The sequence below is a fragment of the Candidatus Lernaella stagnicola genome (genome assembly GCA_030765525.1).
In the GTDB taxonomy this organism is placed as follows: Bacteria; Lernaellota; Lernaellaia; order Lernaellales; family Lernaellaceae; genus Lernaella; species Lernaella stagnicola.
In genome coordinates this window covers 53817-69934 of record JAVCCK010000046.1, presented here as the reverse complement: position 1 = coordinate 69934, position 16118 = coordinate 53817, and the positions used below count along the sequence as shown (strand labels likewise).

Here is a 16118-nt window from a genome sequence, read left to right as displayed (position 1 = left end):
AGAATTCGGCTACGGTTGTTTCCCGCGTCCCTCGAGAACGGATTTACATCGACTTAATGACTTCGAGCGCAGCGGCGACGGCGTCGTCGAGGCGAGTCACGTCTTTGCCGCCGGCTTGCGCCAGGTCCGGCTTACCGCCGCCCCCCCCGCCGATAGCCTTGGCCGCCGGGCCGACGATTTTGCCCGCGTGGAAGCGGCCGGTCAGGTCGTCGGTCACCATCGCCAGCAGCAGGGCTTTGCCGCCGCCGTCGGCGGCCAGGAAAATCACGCCCGAGCCCAGCTTGTCGCGCAGGCCCACGGCGAACTGGCGCAGTTCGGCCGCGTCGGCGACGTGCGTGGTGGCGGCCAACACCTTGACGCCATCATGCTCGATGACTTCATCCAAAATATTCGCGCCCGCCTGGCCTGCGAGTTGGTTTTTGAGGCGCTCGATATCCTTGTGCGCGGCGCGCAGTTCGCCCAGCAGCTTTTCGGTGCGGTCGACCAGGTCGCCGGGCGTCGTTTTGAGCAGTTCCGCGGTCGTGCGCAGGCGTTCCTCGTTGGTTTGCAGGTGGGCCACGGCGCCGTCGCCGGTCACGGCTTCGATGCGTCGCACGCCGGCGGCGACCGAGCCCTCGTGGACGATCACGAAGGGGCCGATTTGGCCGGTGCGTTGCAAGTGGGTGCCGCCGCACAGTTCGCAGCTGGTATCCGCGCCGATGGAAATGACGCGCACTTCGGCGTCGTACTTTTCGCCGAACAGGGCCATGGCACCTTTTTTGACGGCTTCCTTATAGTCCTCTTGATCGACACTGATCGCTTCGTCTTCCATGACCAGTTCGTTGACCCGCCGCTCGACGGCCGCTAGTTCCTCGGGCGTCATGGCGGTGAAGTGCGTGAAGTCGAAGCGCAGGCGATCGGGCGCGACGAGCGAACCGGCCTGCTTGGCGTCGGGCCCCAGCACTTCCTGAAGCGCCTTGTGCAGCAGGTGGGTGGCGGTGTGGTTGCGCTGAATGCGCCGCCGCCGGTTCGGGTCGATGGCCATGGTCACGCGGTCGCCGACTTTGACGATACCCTTTTGCACTTTGACGTGATGGGACACGAGTGTTTCGCCAAGCTGGATCGCGTCGGTTACGTCCACGAGGGCGTCGCCGTGCAGCACGCGGCCGCGGTCGCCGACCTGCCCGCCCATCTCGGCGTAGAAGGGCGTGACGTCGACCACCAGTTCGCCTTTTTGCCCGGCGGTGAGCTGGTCAACGAGCGCGCCGTCGAGAATCAAACCGATGACCTCGGCGTCGGATTTCAGCGTCTCATACCCGACGAATTCCGTCGTGTAGCCCTTGGCGAGCAGTTCGCGGTGGCCGTCGGCCAATTCGGCGGCGCCGGAGCCGTCCCAAGCCGCGCGGCTTTGGGCGCGCTGCCGGGCCATGGCCTTTTCGAAGCTTTCCTGGTCGATGGCGACGTCGCGGTCGCGGCAGATGTCTTCGGTCAGATCCAAGGGGAAGCCGAAGGTGTCGTAGAGTTTGAAGGCGACTTCGCCGTCGAGCACGCCGGCGGCTTTGCCCAGTTCGGCGTTGAGCAGCTTGAGGCCGTTTTCCAGGGTGCGCAGGAAGCGCTCTTCCTCGTTCTTGACGATCTTGGCGATGAACGAGGCGCGGTCGCGCAGTTCGGGGTACTGGCCGCACATGGTTTCCACGACGGCGCCGCTGACTTGGAACAAGAAAGGTTCGCGCACGCCCAGCAGCACGCCGTGCCGCGCCGCCCGCCGCATGATGCGGCGCAAGACGTAGCCGCGCCCCTCGTTGCTGGGCAGCACGCCGTCGCCGATCAGGAAGGTCATGGCGCGCACGTGGTCGGCCACCACGCGCATGCTGACGGTCATGTCCGGATCGGCGCCGTAGGTGAGGCCGGAAAGGCGGCTGGTTTCGCGGTGAATCGCCGTGAACAGGTCGCTGTCGTAGTTCGTTTCCACGCCCTGCAACACGGCCGTGATGCGTTCGAGCCCGGCCCCGGTGTCGATCGACGGGCGGGGCAGGGGCGTCATCACGCCGGATTCGTCGCGGTTATATTGCATGAACACGAGGTTCCACAGTTCGAGGTAGCGGTCGCCATCCTCGAGGGTGCCGGCGAATTCGGGTCCTTGGTCGTAGAGGATTTCGCTGCACGGTCCGCAGGGACCGGTATCGCCCATGGACCAGAAGTTGTCAGCTTCGCCGAAGCGCACGACGTGTTCTTTGGGGACGCCGATTTCGTTGAGCCAGATGTCGGCGGCTTCGTCGTCGGTTTCAAAGACACTGGCGTACATTTTATCGGGATCCAGCTTGTACACCTGGGTCAAGAGTTCCCAGGCGAAGCGAATGGCGTCGTGCTTGAAATAATCGCCGAAGCTGAAATTGCCGAGCATCTCAAAGAAGGTGTGGTGACGCGCGGTCCGGCCGACGTTTTCGAAATCGTTGTGTTTGCCCGAGACGCGCAGGCACTTTTGGCTGGTGGTGGCGCGGCGGGTGCCGATGTCCTGCTCGCCCAGAAAGACGCTTTTGAACTGCACCATGCCGGCGTTGGCGAACAGCAGCGTGGGGTCCTTTTGCGGCACCAGGGGCGAACTGGGCAGCACCTTGTGCTGTTGCCGAGCGAAATAGTCCAAAAAGGCTTTGCGCACTTCGTTGCCGGTCATGATGATCTCCCCGCGAGTAAATTTCGCGCAACGCATATTCAGGGGGTGAAAAATTATCCCCCGACCGTATCACTGTCAACACCAGCGGACCGCGATGAGGTTGTCGCTGCGGCGTTCGCCCGGTAAACGCGACATAAAAAAGAAAAACCCCGCGGGCCGAAGCCCGCGGGGCCATAGGCCAAAAATTGGAATCAGCTTAGAAGGCAACCTGCGCTTGCAGTTTGACTTCGTCGTTGCTGATACCGTCCTGCTTGTCGTCGCCGGCTTTGTTGTTCACATCTTCCCACTCTTCGCCGTGGTAAGTGTAGTTGAGCGACAGCATCGCATGGTAACCCTTGATGTAGTAGTTGAGACCGGCAACGATGTCGGTGTAGGCGTCTTTGTAGCCCACCGCGTAGTCTTCGTCGTTCTCGGTGTCAGGATCAATGTAGTCGTAGCGAGCAACGATTTCCAACGGAACTTCGAACATCGGGCCGAAGTTGTAGCCGGCCATGAAGTAGTAACTCATGGTGGTCAGCGCGGTCAGATCCGGAGCATCGCCGTAGTCACGGTCGCCGGCATCTTCGAAGTTCAAAGCGGGATCATTCTCGTCCCAGTTGAAATTGCCGTACAGCACTTCGGCGACGAGAGTCAGGCCGAAGGGCGCGAGGTAGTCCACGCCGCCGTTGATGAACATCACGCTGGCGTTGTGTGCGATCAATTCGCCTTCATCGTTCTCGAATTCATCGACGGGAGTTCCGTACCACAGGTTGGCACGAATCTTCAGGCCGTCAACCGGCGGTTTGCCGATTACGCCGAAGTGAATGTCTTTGCCGGTGTTCTGGTCGAAATAGGTCACGTTACCCATCGGGGCCTGAGCACCATCCGGGAAACGAGCCGGGAAGAACTGGCGACCGTTGTAGACGCCCAGGTTGGCGTCGATGAACGGAGTCACCAGGCCGAAGTTCAAACCGGTTTGGCGAGTCCGCGGGAACGCCATGCGGTTCATCAGCGGCTGGTCAATGGTTTTGAACATGTGAACAGGCAGACTATTGAAGTAAGTCATCATGGGGCGCATGTGCCCAACATAAATCCCGGTGTAGGGGATGTAGTGGAAGCCCACGATGGCGTCCAAAAGCTGCACGCCCATGTTTTCAGCGTCGTTGCTTTTCGCATACAAATTCATCACGTAGGTGATCCGTTCGTCGACCACCCAGCCTCCGAATTTCAATACGAAGCAGTTAAGAGTGAAGCTGAAGTCGCTCGTGCGATCTTTCGCCTGATACGCGGCCGCATCGAGCACTTCGTCGCCCACATAGAAGGTCAGACCGGTTTTCACGGTCCCGCCCAGTGCCAGCGCGCCAAACTTCGTCTTCACTTCGTTTCCGGCAGCAAACACGGAGCTCGCAGCGAAGACCATCATCGCTACGATCATGATTGCGACTAGTTTCCTCATATCAAGTTCCTCCTCGTTTTGGATTACCTTTTTTGCCGAAAAGAATTCCCTACAGTACAGTGGTTAATCTACTCCCCGGGTCGAACAACTTTCCTCAAGACCGAGTCGCCCGATTCCGGAAAACATGGGGTCCAATCGAACCCCCTGCCCCAGTACTCCTTTCTCGTTTTCCACGTGCCACAGATACGTCCAAAACCCACACTTTCGGCGCGGGTCGCGTAAATAAAAATATTGGCCCTTGGAAAAAACTACGAAACGTATAACGCCCACGGTGGGCAAAGTCAAGCAAAAATGGACCATGTAATGCAATCCGGTTGCAAAAAGACGCCGCATTGCTTCAAAAAAAAGCGCTTATTTATCAACGTCTTATAATGTAAAAGATCAAAACCGGTCTTGGTTGACGTTTCTAAACCGCTGGATTCGTAGAATTTTTACCGCAATTCACAAATCCATGTCAAGGAAAAAAACATCACCGTGTTTCAACCGAGGTTTTAGAAAACCCAATTGAGGGGGGGGGGTTGTTTCCTTGCCTTTACTGAAAATTGCGGTATTATGAGTATGACCCCACCCCTGTAAAACGTTTTTGCGCGGAGGTTATGGCCATGCACCACAAGGACGCAGTCACAACCGAAAAAGCTCCAGGAGCTATCGGTCCGTATTCCCAAGGCATCAAATGCGGCAACATGGTGTTCACATCCGGTCAACTGCCCATCGATCCCGATTCCAAGAAAATCCCGGACGACGTCCAGGACCAGGCCCGCATAGCCTTGGGTAACGTGATGGGCGTTTTGCAGGCTGCCGGCGCCACCTTGTCCGACGTGGTCAAGGTGACGGTATTTCTTCTGAATATCGATGACTTCGCGGCTGTCAACGAAGTCTATAAAGAGCTGTTCGATGACGAGAGAGCATTGCCTTATCCCGCTCGAAGCGCCGTCCAAGTGGCCAAATTACCCGGACCGGCGGGCTGCAAATTGGAGATCGAGGCAATCGCCGCGCTCGGCGCTTGATCGCGTATCCGTTATCGTGGCAACCAAACGATACGGATTACGGCGTGCCCCGGCCCGGATAGGTTAATACGATGCGCGTTGGGGGCGTCCGGAATTACATCTGGCTTTTACTTGTTTTCCTGTGCGTTTTCTCCTTTTCCCTAAATCTGATCGTGATCGCCTACGACCACGTCGGCGACGTCTACGACACCATGCACCTGGAGCGAACCGGGCGTCTGCTTGCCCACGCCGTCCAAGGTGAAAATGACGCGTGGCCCGCCTTTCGCGGCGCCGTGGCCGGTTCGGCGTATCCACCACTGATCCATTATTTATCCTTGCCGGTGCGCCTGGTCGTCGGCGATCACCCGCGGGCCGGTGCGGTGACCGTCGCGGCGTGGTCCCTGTTGACGATCCTGGCCACGTTCGGCATCGGGCACCTTCTGGCAGGAGACCGCGCCGGTCTTTTAGCAGCGTTTTTCATAACTTTCGCGCCCGGGTTCTATCGCTTTGCCCGGTTGGAGACGACCGACGCTCCCTTGGCGGCCATGGTCGCACTCACGATGTTTTTCTTGCTACGCAGCGACGGACTCGGTCGGCGGGCCGGCGCCATGCAATTTGGTGCGGTGGCAGCGTTGGGAATGCTGACGAAGCAATCCTTCATGCTTTATCTAATACTTCCGAGTAGTTACCTCATTGTACAGTACCTTTGGGCGGCCAAACCGGAAAAGCGCAAAGTTCGTCTGCGGAACGCCGCGTGGTCCAGCGGGATCTTCTTGGCCATCGTTTTTATGTTGTATTTACCGGGACTTGAGTCGTGGATCACAACTCGTCAGGTCGTGCGGGCATTTTATCTCGCCGTGGACCAAATCGGCTTCGTCGACAACCTCAAATTATTGATTTCGACCGGGTTAGGGCCATTTTTGACCGTCTTAACCATTCTGGGATTCATCTTGGTATCCAAGGCCGAATGGGCCAATCGGGCCCTGTTTTTATGGTTTGTGCCGCCGATTTTGCTGCTGCACGCGGTATTTGGGATGCAAAGCACCCGTTATCTGCTGCCGTTACTACCCGCCGGGGCCATATTGGGGGCCCTGGGAGTGGAAAAGTGGCTAATCGAAACCGGTCGCAAGCGGGCGGTGGCCGGGGTTTTGGTGGTGTTTTTCGTCCTCGGCGGCGCGGCTGCGTACGACAATCTTCGCGCGGAGCAAACGCCGTTTTCCTTCCGCGATTTCGAAAAGCGCCAGCACATCGAGGGATTGCCGCGCCCGGAGCGATTGGGGTGGAGCGTTCAGCCGATCGCCAGCAAGATGGCGGCCGGGGCGGCGAACAAAAAGTTTGTCATGTTGCTTGATTCGCCCTACACCTCGCTTTTGCAGGGTGAGCTTTGGTTGGCGGATCCGCGGTTGGATATCGACAATTTGTTCGAGCGGGCCGCGGCGGGGCGAACGCCGCCGGAATTTGAGCCCGACGGCTCGTTGGTGGAGTACTTGCGCGCCGCGGACGTCATTTTGGTCAAATCGGGATTCAACACCGACACGCGCAACTTCAATTGGGCGCAGGACGTCAACCGAAAATTCGCTCAGCGCGTGTTCAAAGCGTTTTTTGAAGTGAAGGGCGAGTTCGAATTGGTGGATCACTTTCCGTACCCGGAAAGTACGTCGCCCGTCCTGTTGTATCGAAAGAAACAGCGGACGTCGCGGGTTATTCCCAGCTTTCCGGGTCCAACACCCCCCGCGCCACATAGCGGACCGGCCCCTGAAACGTCAGGTTCGTGATTTTGTCGTTTTCCTGAGTGTAGTCGACGCACAGCACGTCGCCGCTGCGGGTTCGTATCATTACCGGCGGCCTGACGCGGCCCACCAGCCCCATCGTAATGGCCGCCGCCGCGCACCCGGTGCCGCAAGCCAAGGTTTCGGCTTCCACGCCGCGCTCGTAGGTACGGATAGACAGGGAGTCCGGGCCGGTCACCTGCACGAAGTTGACGTTGGTGCCGCGCGGGGCGAACTCTTCGTGCTCGCGAATCTGGCGTCCGAGACGCAGGACGTCGGCCGCTTCAACATCCCGGACCAACCACACGGCATGCGGCACACCGGTGTCGATGTAGGAAAGGCGGATTTCGCCGGCCGGCACGGAGACCATCACTTTCGGTCGATAATCTTGGGGTTCAGTCAAGCCGACCCGAATGTCTTTACCGTCGAGAATCCAGCCGCGAACCTTGCCGACCAGCGTGCGAAAAGCCATTTCTTTGGACGCCGCTAAGCCGTGGTCATAGGCGAAGCGCACCGCGCAGCGTCCGCCATTGCCGCACATTTCGGCTTCGGAGCCGTCGCTGTTGAAAAAACGCCAGGTGAAATCGAATTCCGGGTCGGGATCATCGTGCAGCAAAATCAAACCATCGGCGCCGATGCCTAAGCCGCGGCGGCACACTTGCGCCGCCCAGGCGGCGGCTTGATTCGCGTCGATCACGCCCCGGCGATTGTCGATGAGGACAAAATCGTTGCCGCTGCCGGTCATTTTTACGAAGTCGATTTTCTGATTCGTCATTCTTGCCCCCCATCGTCGTTCGCGTCGGCCGTATCGGGATCGGGCGGCGCCGGCGTGGCATTCGGGGTCTGGTCTTGGTCGGGAGGATCCGGCGTGGTCTCGTCGGTCAGCACTTCCTCAATACCTAATGCGGCGGGCGGATCGCCGGATATCGTATCGGCCCGCCACTCGGGCGGCAGTTCGCCTTCCTTGTATGGCGCGGTGTCGCGGGGGACCAGGTCGCCCTTTTTGCCGCAACCGACGCTCAGGCACGCGACCGACACCGCGATGATCAGCAAGAGGGCCATGGTTTTGGATCGAGTCACTGCGACCGTCCTAGTTAAAGCCGAAGCCGTTGGAACATTCTTCATCGTTCGTCCAGCACACAAAAAGAAGCCCTTGGACCGGCACGTCGGTCGGTACGGTCACCTGCAGTCGGGAATCGGTGGCGACATCGACAATCGCCGCCGCGGCGCCGTCGCCTGGGGCTCCAAACCATACCGTGAACGCGTCACCCACCGTAAATCCTTGCCCGAAGAGGGAGATTTGTTGACCGGCGGCCAAGTCGGTATGAGGCACGGCGGCGGAGATCCAGGGACGCGACGAATCGGTGGGATCGATCAACACGAGGTTGGTGACGGTCTGCTGCCCGGCCTCCACCAAGTCGACTTCGGCGAAGGCATAGGCGTCGGCCGCGGGCTGAAGCCGCAAAGTCAGGGTCGTCAGGCGCGACTCCACTTCGTACAGGCCGAGGTCATTCGTCGCGATTTCCGGGTCGAAAGCCATTTCGTCGTAGTCGGAAAGTAAGCTGCCGTCGGGATAGGTGACACGTCCACCCACCGCCGCCCACGCCGCCAGGTTGATTTCGAGGTCAACGGTTTCTTTTGGATCGATACGTACCTGGCGTTGGCCCCGATACAAGCTGAAGCTCCCGGCGTCGCGGCACATCACGGTGAACAGGCGAATGCCCGGCGAGACTTTGACTTCGAAGAAAACATCTTCGAGTTCGCCGAAATCGTTCAGCGAGAGAATCTTGACAATCGTGTGCATATCGTCGCCGGTCACCGTCAATTCGATTTGCGTCACGCTGGGCGGCAAATCGGCTTTGGCGCCCATGTAAGCCTTGACGACCGACGTGGTCTCGGCGGTGTCGGCATCCCCGCCTTGGCAGCCGCCGATCAAGCAAGCCGCCAGCAGGACCAACACGACAATGGCTCCCGGCCGCCACTTAGTCATCGTCATCCTCTTTGTCTTTCGCGTCCGGGAAGATGAGACGAATACGCGCCGTGGCGTCCTCGGACGTGCTGCCAAACCCGCGCGGCGAGGGGAAAACGTCGGCATTGTCGGGACGCGGCAAATCTTCCTGGCGCAGCCGCTGTTGCAGACCGGGCGCGCGAAAGGCGTCGAAATCCGCGCCGCCTTCGCCCTCGTGGGCGCTGACCAGGCCTTCGACTACCGGTGCGGCCCCATCGGCGCCGCCGCGGCCGCGTCGCTCGACGAGGTATTCGGGAGCGCCGGGCCGGTTATCCCAGATGTAGCGGTTGTCGATTTCGGTGTCGGCCAATAGTTGCCCGGCGTTGAACGAATCGACATAGATGGGTTCGCTGAACGTCTTGCGCGGCTCCGCTTTCACCATCGTGGCGACGGGAAGGTCGACGGGGGGCACGCCGCTGGGAAGCGGGCGCGTGGCGCGCACGTCTCCGGCCAGATTGTAGACAATGGTTTTGCCGGTTTCCCGGTCCAGACGCGCGAAGAAATACGCGTTGGTTGAGCTCACGACAAGATTCGGGCCTTCCAAGCGCACGGCGTTGCTGTAATTGGGCCGAACGCGCACCAGGGCGCGCACCGCGCCGCTTTTCAGGTACAGGAAACTGACGCGGGCTCGGTTCTTTAGATTGTGAATCGTATGCTTGATGCGCAGGTAGCTGTTGGGCGCGAGGAAAACGACTAACTGCCCGGCCAGCAAGATCTTGACGTGGCCGTCTTGGCCTGTGACGAGCCAGTCGCCCTCGAACACCTCGAAGCCGACGTCGACGGGAATCGGCTCGTCCAAACCGGGCCGTTCAATCAACGCGGCGCCGGTGGTAGCAATGATCTTGCCACGCGCTTCGGAGGCCTGCGCTGCGGCAAGCGCCGGCAGCAGGCAAAGCAAAGCAATAAGAAAAACGATGCGGCGCATTTTACCCTTCCCGTCGGTTGAGCCACAAAGATATGTTAGCGAGTCAGGCCAGAACTGCAAGAGAAGCGCTACGGGTTGCCTTGAACGTCGCTAACGGGCGTACTAATCTGCATGTTCTTAAGTTGCCGGGAACGACTCGCTGAAAGGTCCCTCTCATGAAACTCAGGAAACTCCTTTTCATTTGTTTGTTGATGGCCGTCATGGCGGCGTCGGTCTTCTCTCTGGTCGCCTGCGGCGACGATGACGATGACGACGACAACGACGACGACACCACGATACCGGGTGACGACGATGACGACAACGACGACGACAACAACGACGATGACGACAACAATGATGATGACGACGATAACAACGACGACACCACGCCCCCGCCGCCAACCAGCGAGGGGTACGCTTATGTCCCGGCCGGCTCGTTCAACATGGGCAGCCCCGAAACCGAAATCGGCCACCGCTTCAACGAAACCCAACACACGGTAGCACTCACCCGCCACTTCGAGGTGAAACAAACCGAGGTTACGCAGGGGGAATTCGAAGAACTCATGGGCTACAACCCGGCCTACTTCAATTTCCTCGGAGACCACGCGAACCAACCGGTGGAACAGGTTTCGTGGTTCGACACCCTGGCCTACGCCAACCGGCTTTCGACCGGCGCGGGCTACGCCGCGTGCTACACGCTAAGCGACCTGCTGTGCGCCGATGAAACAACCGGCGATACCGACACCTATTGCCGCGACAACGGCGGCATCGCCGCTGCCGAAGTGAGCCTCAACGCGGCGACGGTCTACGAGTGCGAAGGATTCCGCCTACCCACCGAAGCCGAGTGGGAGCATGCGGTTCGGGCGGGCACGACGACCGCCGTATACACCGGCGATATCGAAACCCCCTCCTGCCTCCCGCGCGACCCGAATCTGGCGCCGATCGCCTGGTACTGCGCCAACTCCGGACGCAAAACGCACGACGTGGCCCAGAAGCACCCAAACACCTGGGATCTGTACGACATGCTCGGCAACGTCAAGGAATGGGTGTGGGATTGGTACGCGCACGACATCACGGCGCAGACTTCCGACCCGCTCGGCGGCGCCGAGGGTAACTTCCGCGGTGTGCGCGGCGGGGCGGCGCGCTTCCACGGCGCGGCCAACACGCGCGCGGCGTTCCGCACGGGACACGCCCCCGATCAACGATTGTTCACGTTGGGATTCCGCACCGTCCGCACGCTGCCGGCGCAGGCAGCCAAACTGCTTGAAGCCCCCGCACCCCCGCCGATCCAAGTGACGGAGTCGATCCGGAGCCCGCGGGACTGGCCGGACTCGCTGCCCTTTACCTTCACGCGGCCCCAGATCGGCGACCCGGTGACTGCGCAGGAGGTTACGGAGTTTACGCAGGCGATCACGCAGTATTGGATCGACACGCACTTCTTCCCCCGGTATCAGTGGCTCAGCCATGGGATGGACGCGGACAATCCGCAGGGATGGCCGGAGTTCCGGCTCTTTTACCAGGATAGCTCGGCCGTGAAGGACGGCGACGTGCTTGAGCTTCCGGTCGGCGGCAACAGCGACAACCTGATGATTCGCACCGGCAAGATTTTCAACGCCGCGGCGGCATTGTATCTGGCCAGCGGCGACGCCACGGCCGCGTATTTGGTGGAAAAATACAGCCTCGGGCTCATAGCCTTGATGCAAGGTTTCCTATGGAGCGAGGACGACCCGGAACTCTGGATCATGCCGCGCACGATCTTCCCGCAAAACTACACACAAATCGAAGACGGGCGGGAACTGTTCGTCAATTACGACCCGATCAAGGACGAACTGCAATACGACTGGAACGGGTGGACGATTCCCAACGACGGCAACCCCTATTACGGCGACATCTGGGTGCGGACGCACCGCAGCAAGGATGACGTACCGCATTTCTACCGGATGATTCCGCATCTGTATCGTTTGGTTGACGACGCGCCCGACGCGACCGTGCGTGAGGCCGCCGCGGAAGCGTTATACTACATGGAGAAGTGGACGCAGGATATCGTCAACGCCGGCTACTTCATCCGCACGAAGGACGAAAGCGGTGACACGTACATTCCGATGAGCGCCGAGTACGAGTTTCTCGTCAACGACCTGGCCAGTTTCGTCATCTTCGATCCGGTGGTGCCCGACGCCGAATGCGACGCCGAGATCAGCACCGCCTTTATTGCCTATCGTGAGCCGCTGGCCAACGACTGCGGCGGCGGCCAAAGTTTGATCTACGATTACATCGCCTCGGCGCAGCACTACTTCAACGACCGCAACATCATCCGCATCTTTCACATCGACGCGGTGCTGTTGGCGATCATGCACGGCTACAACGATGAGGCGTTGGAACTACTAGAAGGCTTGGCCGAACGCACCGACTACATTTTCGACAACAGCAAGCAGGATGAGCACCGCGACTACGACGCCGACACGGCCTCGTATATGCTCGTCTGCGCCACCAGCGGGTTGCCGCTTACCAACCGGGAAGTGCGGCACATTCACCAGGAATACGAGTTGGCCATGGAGTGGTATCTGGCATGGCCGAATTGGGACCCGTGGGACGACTCGGTACCCGACGGCGATGTGCAGATTCGTCCGCCCAGCAACATGACGGAGGAGAAATCCGTGGTGCGCGACACGGAAATGGCGTACTTCATCGAGTACTGTCAGGCGCCCTTCCGTAACCCCGAGACGATCGATCCGGTGGATTGCGACATCATCCTCGACCCGAGCCAATGGGGGACGTCGCGCTAGGCGGTGAAAAGAAAAAGGCAGGGGCGAACCCCTGCCGGTGTCGATCGGTTTCGTGGAATCAGCCGCGGTCCCAACCGCCGGCCGCGCGGGCTTGTTCGACCGCCATGTTCGCCTGGTTTTTGAGCGCCACGTGATCGGTTTTGGCCATTCGGTTAATTTCCATACCCGAATTGACGAGAATTTACGTTTTCGGCGTCGTTTTGGCCCTATGAAGGCGATACGGACGTTTTCTTGAGTTAAATCTGAACTTGGCGATTGTGTTTCACGGTCAGCGCCAATAGATTATGCTCAAATAATGGGAATATTGAGGAGTACAAAGTCATGAAAACGAGAATCTTATTTTTGGTCGTCTTGGTATTCGCGTTCGCGCTGACGGCATGCGATTCCACGGAACCGAGGGCAACCGACGATGCGGACGGGCTGAACCAGAGCGTCAACCCTATATACAACGGGTTTCCGCCCGACGCTCCGGAACACGATGCGGTTGTCAGCTTACACAAGTTCGACCCCAAAAAATCAGTGGTCTACGTGGGCCCCTTCTGCTCGGGCACGTTGATTGCGTCGGATGTGGTTCTGACGGCGGCGCACTGCCTGGACATCGCGACGGGTCCCAAATCGAAGTTCAAAACGATGGCGGCGAAAAATCTGCTGATCTACGTCGGCGATGAGCCGGCGGTCGACATTCTGGATCACTTGTATGTCGTCACCGAAACGGTGATCTACCCGGGCTACGATCGCGTGGCGTTGCGTAACGATCTGGCCCTGATCAAACTGGCGACGGCGATCAGCGAACCGGTCGCACCGGTCCCGCATTTGCCCGCGGCGCTCGAATTCACCCCGGCCGACATCGGCGCGTTGATCAACATTGCCGGCTTCGGCGAGACCGAAACCGGCTCCAGTGGCGTGAAAATGCAGATCGATGTGCCCCTGGCCAGCCTGGGATGCAACGTGACCGGTTGCCCCGACGCCGGCGACGCAGCGACCCAGATCGCCTATCAGCAGATCATCGGCGGCCCGTGCTTCGGCGACAGCGGCGGACCGGCGTTCGCCTATCGCGCCGGTGAGCCTTACGTTGGCGGCATCACTTCCTACGGTGATTCTTACTGCACCTATTACGGCGTGAGTACGCGCGTAGACGCGTTCCAAGGCTGGATCGACCCATTCGTCTCCGGCCCGACGCCGCCCGATTGCTCTGCCGACGATTGGTGTAATCCCGAGTGCGAGACGGGCGCCGATCCCGACTGCGTCACGCCCCCGCCCGGCGATTGCGGCAACGGCGTGTGCGACGAGGGCGAAAGCTGCGACGGGCGGTACGATACGTTGTCATGCCCGGCCGACTGCCCCGGATTGTCCACGGGCAAACCTAAGGGTCGCTATTGCTATGTGGGCGACACCTGCGAAGGTCGCGGCTGTCCCTGATAGTCGACTGCCGCGGTAGCCGAGGACGATGACGGAGGAGAAATCCGTAGTGCGCGACACGGAAATGGCGTACTTCATCGAGTACTGTCAGGCGCCCTTCCGTAACCCCGAAACGATCGACCCGGTGGATTGCGACATCATCCTCGATCCGAGCCAATGGGGGACGCCGCGCTAAGCGGTGAAAAGAAAAAGGCAGGGGCGAACCCCTGCCGGTGTCGATCGGTTTCGTGGAATCAGCCGCGGTCCCAGCCGCCCGCCGCGCGGGCTTGTTCGACCGCCGTGTTCGCTTGGCTTTTGAGTTCGACGTAGTCGGTTTTGGCGACACGGTTAAGCGGCATCTGGCCGGGTTCGAGGATCAGGTACAGCGACGGCCGCATGTAACCGGCGACTTCCTTCGCGTGCGCCACCAATTCCTCGACGGTCAATTCGACGCCGGGTTTTTTCTCGACGAACAGCACTACGCCCTCGGTAAACAAGTCGTGCTGCGCGCCCACGGCGGCGGTCGAAGCCACTTTCTCTTCCAGTGCGGCGAAGTGTTCTTCGATTTGCGCCGGGTGCACCTGGTAACCCTTGGGCTTGATGACCAACTTGGCGCGACCCGAGAAATGCAGGCCCGTCTCGTCTTTGAACCCCAGGTCACCGGTGTAGCAGACGCCCTCGGTGGAGACCGTGGCGCGATACGCCTCTTCGTTGTTGACGTAAGCGATAAAGACCTGCGGGCCGGAGAAGCAGATTTCGCCCGCTTCGCCGTCGGGCAGCTCGTCGCCGGCGGTGCCGTCTTCCTTGATCGGTTCGCGGATCGTTAGCGGCGTGACGGGCATATCGAACCCGACGCTGGCCAGGATATCGTCAACCGTGCCGTCCAGCGGCGAGTACGTGACGAAGCCACCCATTTCCGTCAGGCCCAGGCCGGTGCCGAATTTGGGCGCCATCGCCGAAAGCTGTTCCAGGAACTGCCGCGTGACCTGCTGGCCGCCGTAGAGGGCGAAGCGCAGCGAAGAGAGATCGAAATCCTTGTAGTTCGGCAGCTTCCACTCCATGGCGAACAGGGCCGGAATCTGGCCGAAGGAATCGATGTTGTAAGTCTGAATGGCGGTAAGCGTTTTGGCCGGGTCGAAGATGTAAAGCAGCACCGCCGTGCCGCCCCAGAAGAAGGGCGTCATGAGCTGTTCGGCCTGTCCGCCCACGTGCGACGGGGGCAGGTTCACCAACATTTTCGAGTTGTCGAGAATGCCGAACGCGCCGCCGAGCCCCATGTTCTGGCTCGTGATGTTGCGGTGCGACAGCAGCGCCGGTTTCGGGAAGCCCGTCGAGCCGGTGGTGTAAATGACCTGGCAGCCGTCGGTTTCTTTAATGGAGGCGGCGGCTTCGCGGTAAAGCTGGAAGATCTCCGACGCGCCGGGATCGGCCATGATGGCGGTCGCTTCCTGCCGGGCTTCTTCGGCCATTGTCACGGCGGAGTAGGCGTAGTCGACGGTTTCGTCCGGCGGCGTGAATTGGATGAAAATCTCGACGAAGTCGCAGTTGTCCTTGATGGCTTGACCCAGCGGCGTGAAGTCGGCAAACGCTGTCTTGCCCAGGAAGGCGAAGCCCTTGGCCTGAATCAGGCCGAGCGAGCGGATGACTTCCGGCGCTTTCAGACGCAGGTCGAGCGGGGCGTGGATGACGCCGATTTTGAAGCAGGCGTATTCGAGAAACACGTGCTCGGTTAAGAAGGGTAGCGAGGTGGCCAGGAAGTCGCCCTTGCGGAAACCGAGCTTGAGCAACTTGAAAGCCAGCGCGGTGCTGATCTGGTCGAACTGCTGGTAGGTGTATTCGATGTCTTTTTCCGCATCGATGATCGCCACCTTGTTGGGTATTTCCTTGGCCCACTTCGCGACGCAGCCGTGCAGCAGGTGCCGGTCGGCGTAATCTTCCTCGTAATGAGCCAGCGTGTATTGCGGTACGCCTTTGCGATGTGTCAGTTCGGTCATGACGTCATTCCTCCCGTATTGCGAACCCGTATTGCTTTGGATGATCCCCGCGATTTTAGAACCCTAACTATAACGAAACACGTCGTTTCGCGGCAAGGGGGATTGCAGGCCGCGGCGAAGATTGCCTGCCGGTAAACGATCTGCGTCTTTTGGGGAATGCGTCCAGTTGCGAGGGCTTAGCCAAACCG

12 protein-coding genes are annotated in these 16118 nt (G+C 59.9%); 5 read left to right on the top strand and 7 right to left on the bottom strand.

Annotated elements, in window-relative coordinates; translation table 11 throughout:
• Window positions 1-43 precede the first annotated feature (43 nt).
• On the bottom strand, window positions 44-2653 hold the full coding sequence (gene alaS, locus P9L99_21630; GenBank protein ID MDP8225977.1) for an alanine--tRNA ligase: 2610 nt from the start codon (window positions 2651-2653) through the stop codon (window positions 44-46).
• Between the two features lie 196 nt (window positions 2654-2849).
• The gene (locus P9L99_21625) at window positions 2850-4088 is read right to left on the bottom strand and encodes a hypothetical protein (GenBank protein ID MDP8225976.1); all 1239 of its coding nucleotides are present in this window, start codon (window positions 4086-4088) and stop codon (window positions 2850-2852) included.
• Window positions 4089-4684: 596 nt separating this feature from the next.
• Between P9L99_21625 and P9L99_21620 the strand changes: the two genes are divergently transcribed.
• Window positions 4685-5095: a Rid family detoxifying hydrolase gene (locus P9L99_21620; GenBank protein ID MDP8225975.1), complete on the top strand. Its 411-nt coding sequence runs from the start codon at window positions 4685-4687 to the stop codon at window positions 5093-5095.
• A 71-nt stretch (window positions 5096-5166) separates the two neighbouring features.
• Entirely contained in the window at window positions 5167-6849 is a 1683-nt protein-coding gene (locus P9L99_21615) for a glycosyltransferase family 39 protein (GenBank protein MDP8225974.1), read from the top strand.
• Here the strand turns inward: P9L99_21615 and dapF are convergent.
• From dapF to P9L99_21595, 4 genes are read right to left on the bottom strand one after another with little or no spacing between them, the layout of a single operon-like run.
• A complete protein-coding gene (gene dapF / locus P9L99_21610; GenBank protein MDP8225973.1) occupies window positions 6776-7618 on the bottom strand; it encodes a diaminopimelate epimerase in 843 nt (280 codons plus the stop codon). The two genes, P9L99_21615 and dapF, sit on opposite strands and share 74 nt — an antisense overlap.
• A complete protein-coding gene (locus P9L99_21605) occupies window positions 7615-7923 on the bottom strand; it encodes a hypothetical protein (GenBank protein MDP8225972.1) in 309 nt (102 codons plus the stop codon). Before P9L99_21605 ends, dapF begins: the two co-directional genes overlap by 4 nt.
• Before the next feature lie 10 nt (window positions 7924-7933).
• Window positions 7934-8833, bottom strand: coding sequence for a hypothetical protein (locus P9L99_21600; protein ID MDP8225971.1), 900 nt, complete (start codon window positions 8831-8833; stop codon window positions 7934-7936).
• Complete coding sequence (locus P9L99_21595) at window positions 8826-9776, bottom strand: hypothetical protein (protein MDP8225970.1); 951 nt, start codon at window positions 9774-9776, stop codon at window positions 8826-8828. The genes P9L99_21600 and P9L99_21595 overlap by 8 nt, the downstream gene beginning before the upstream one ends.
• Before the next feature lie 155 nt (window positions 9777-9931).
• On the opposite strand from P9L99_21595, the gene P9L99_21590 reads away from it, so the two are divergent.
• The 3 genes from P9L99_21590 (at window position 9932) to P9L99_21580 (ending at window position 14132) form a co-directional block, all read left to right on the top strand.
• The gene (locus P9L99_21590; GenBank protein ID MDP8225969.1) at window positions 9932-12538 is read left to right on the top strand and encodes a formylglycine-generating enzyme family protein; all 2607 of its coding nucleotides are present in this window, start codon (window positions 9932-9934) and stop codon (window positions 12536-12538) included.
• Window positions 12539-12859: 321 nt separating this feature from the next.
• Window positions 12860-13957, top strand: a complete 1098-nt coding sequence (locus P9L99_21585; protein ID MDP8225968.1) for a trypsin-like serine protease — start codon at window positions 12860-12862, stop codon at window positions 13955-13957.
• 49 nt (window positions 13958-14006) lie between these two features.
• Window positions 14007-14132, top strand: coding sequence for a hypothetical protein (locus P9L99_21580; protein ID MDP8225967.1), 126 nt, complete (start codon window positions 14007-14009; stop codon window positions 14130-14132).
• A 58-nt stretch (window positions 14133-14190) separates the two neighbouring features.
• Here the strand turns inward: P9L99_21580 and P9L99_21575 are convergent, their stop codons facing one another.
• Window positions 14191-15930, bottom strand: a complete 1740-nt coding sequence (locus tag P9L99_21575; GenBank protein MDP8225966.1) for a class I adenylate-forming enzyme family protein — start codon at window positions 15928-15930, stop codon at window positions 14191-14193.
• Window positions 15931-16118 lie beyond the last annotated feature (188 nt).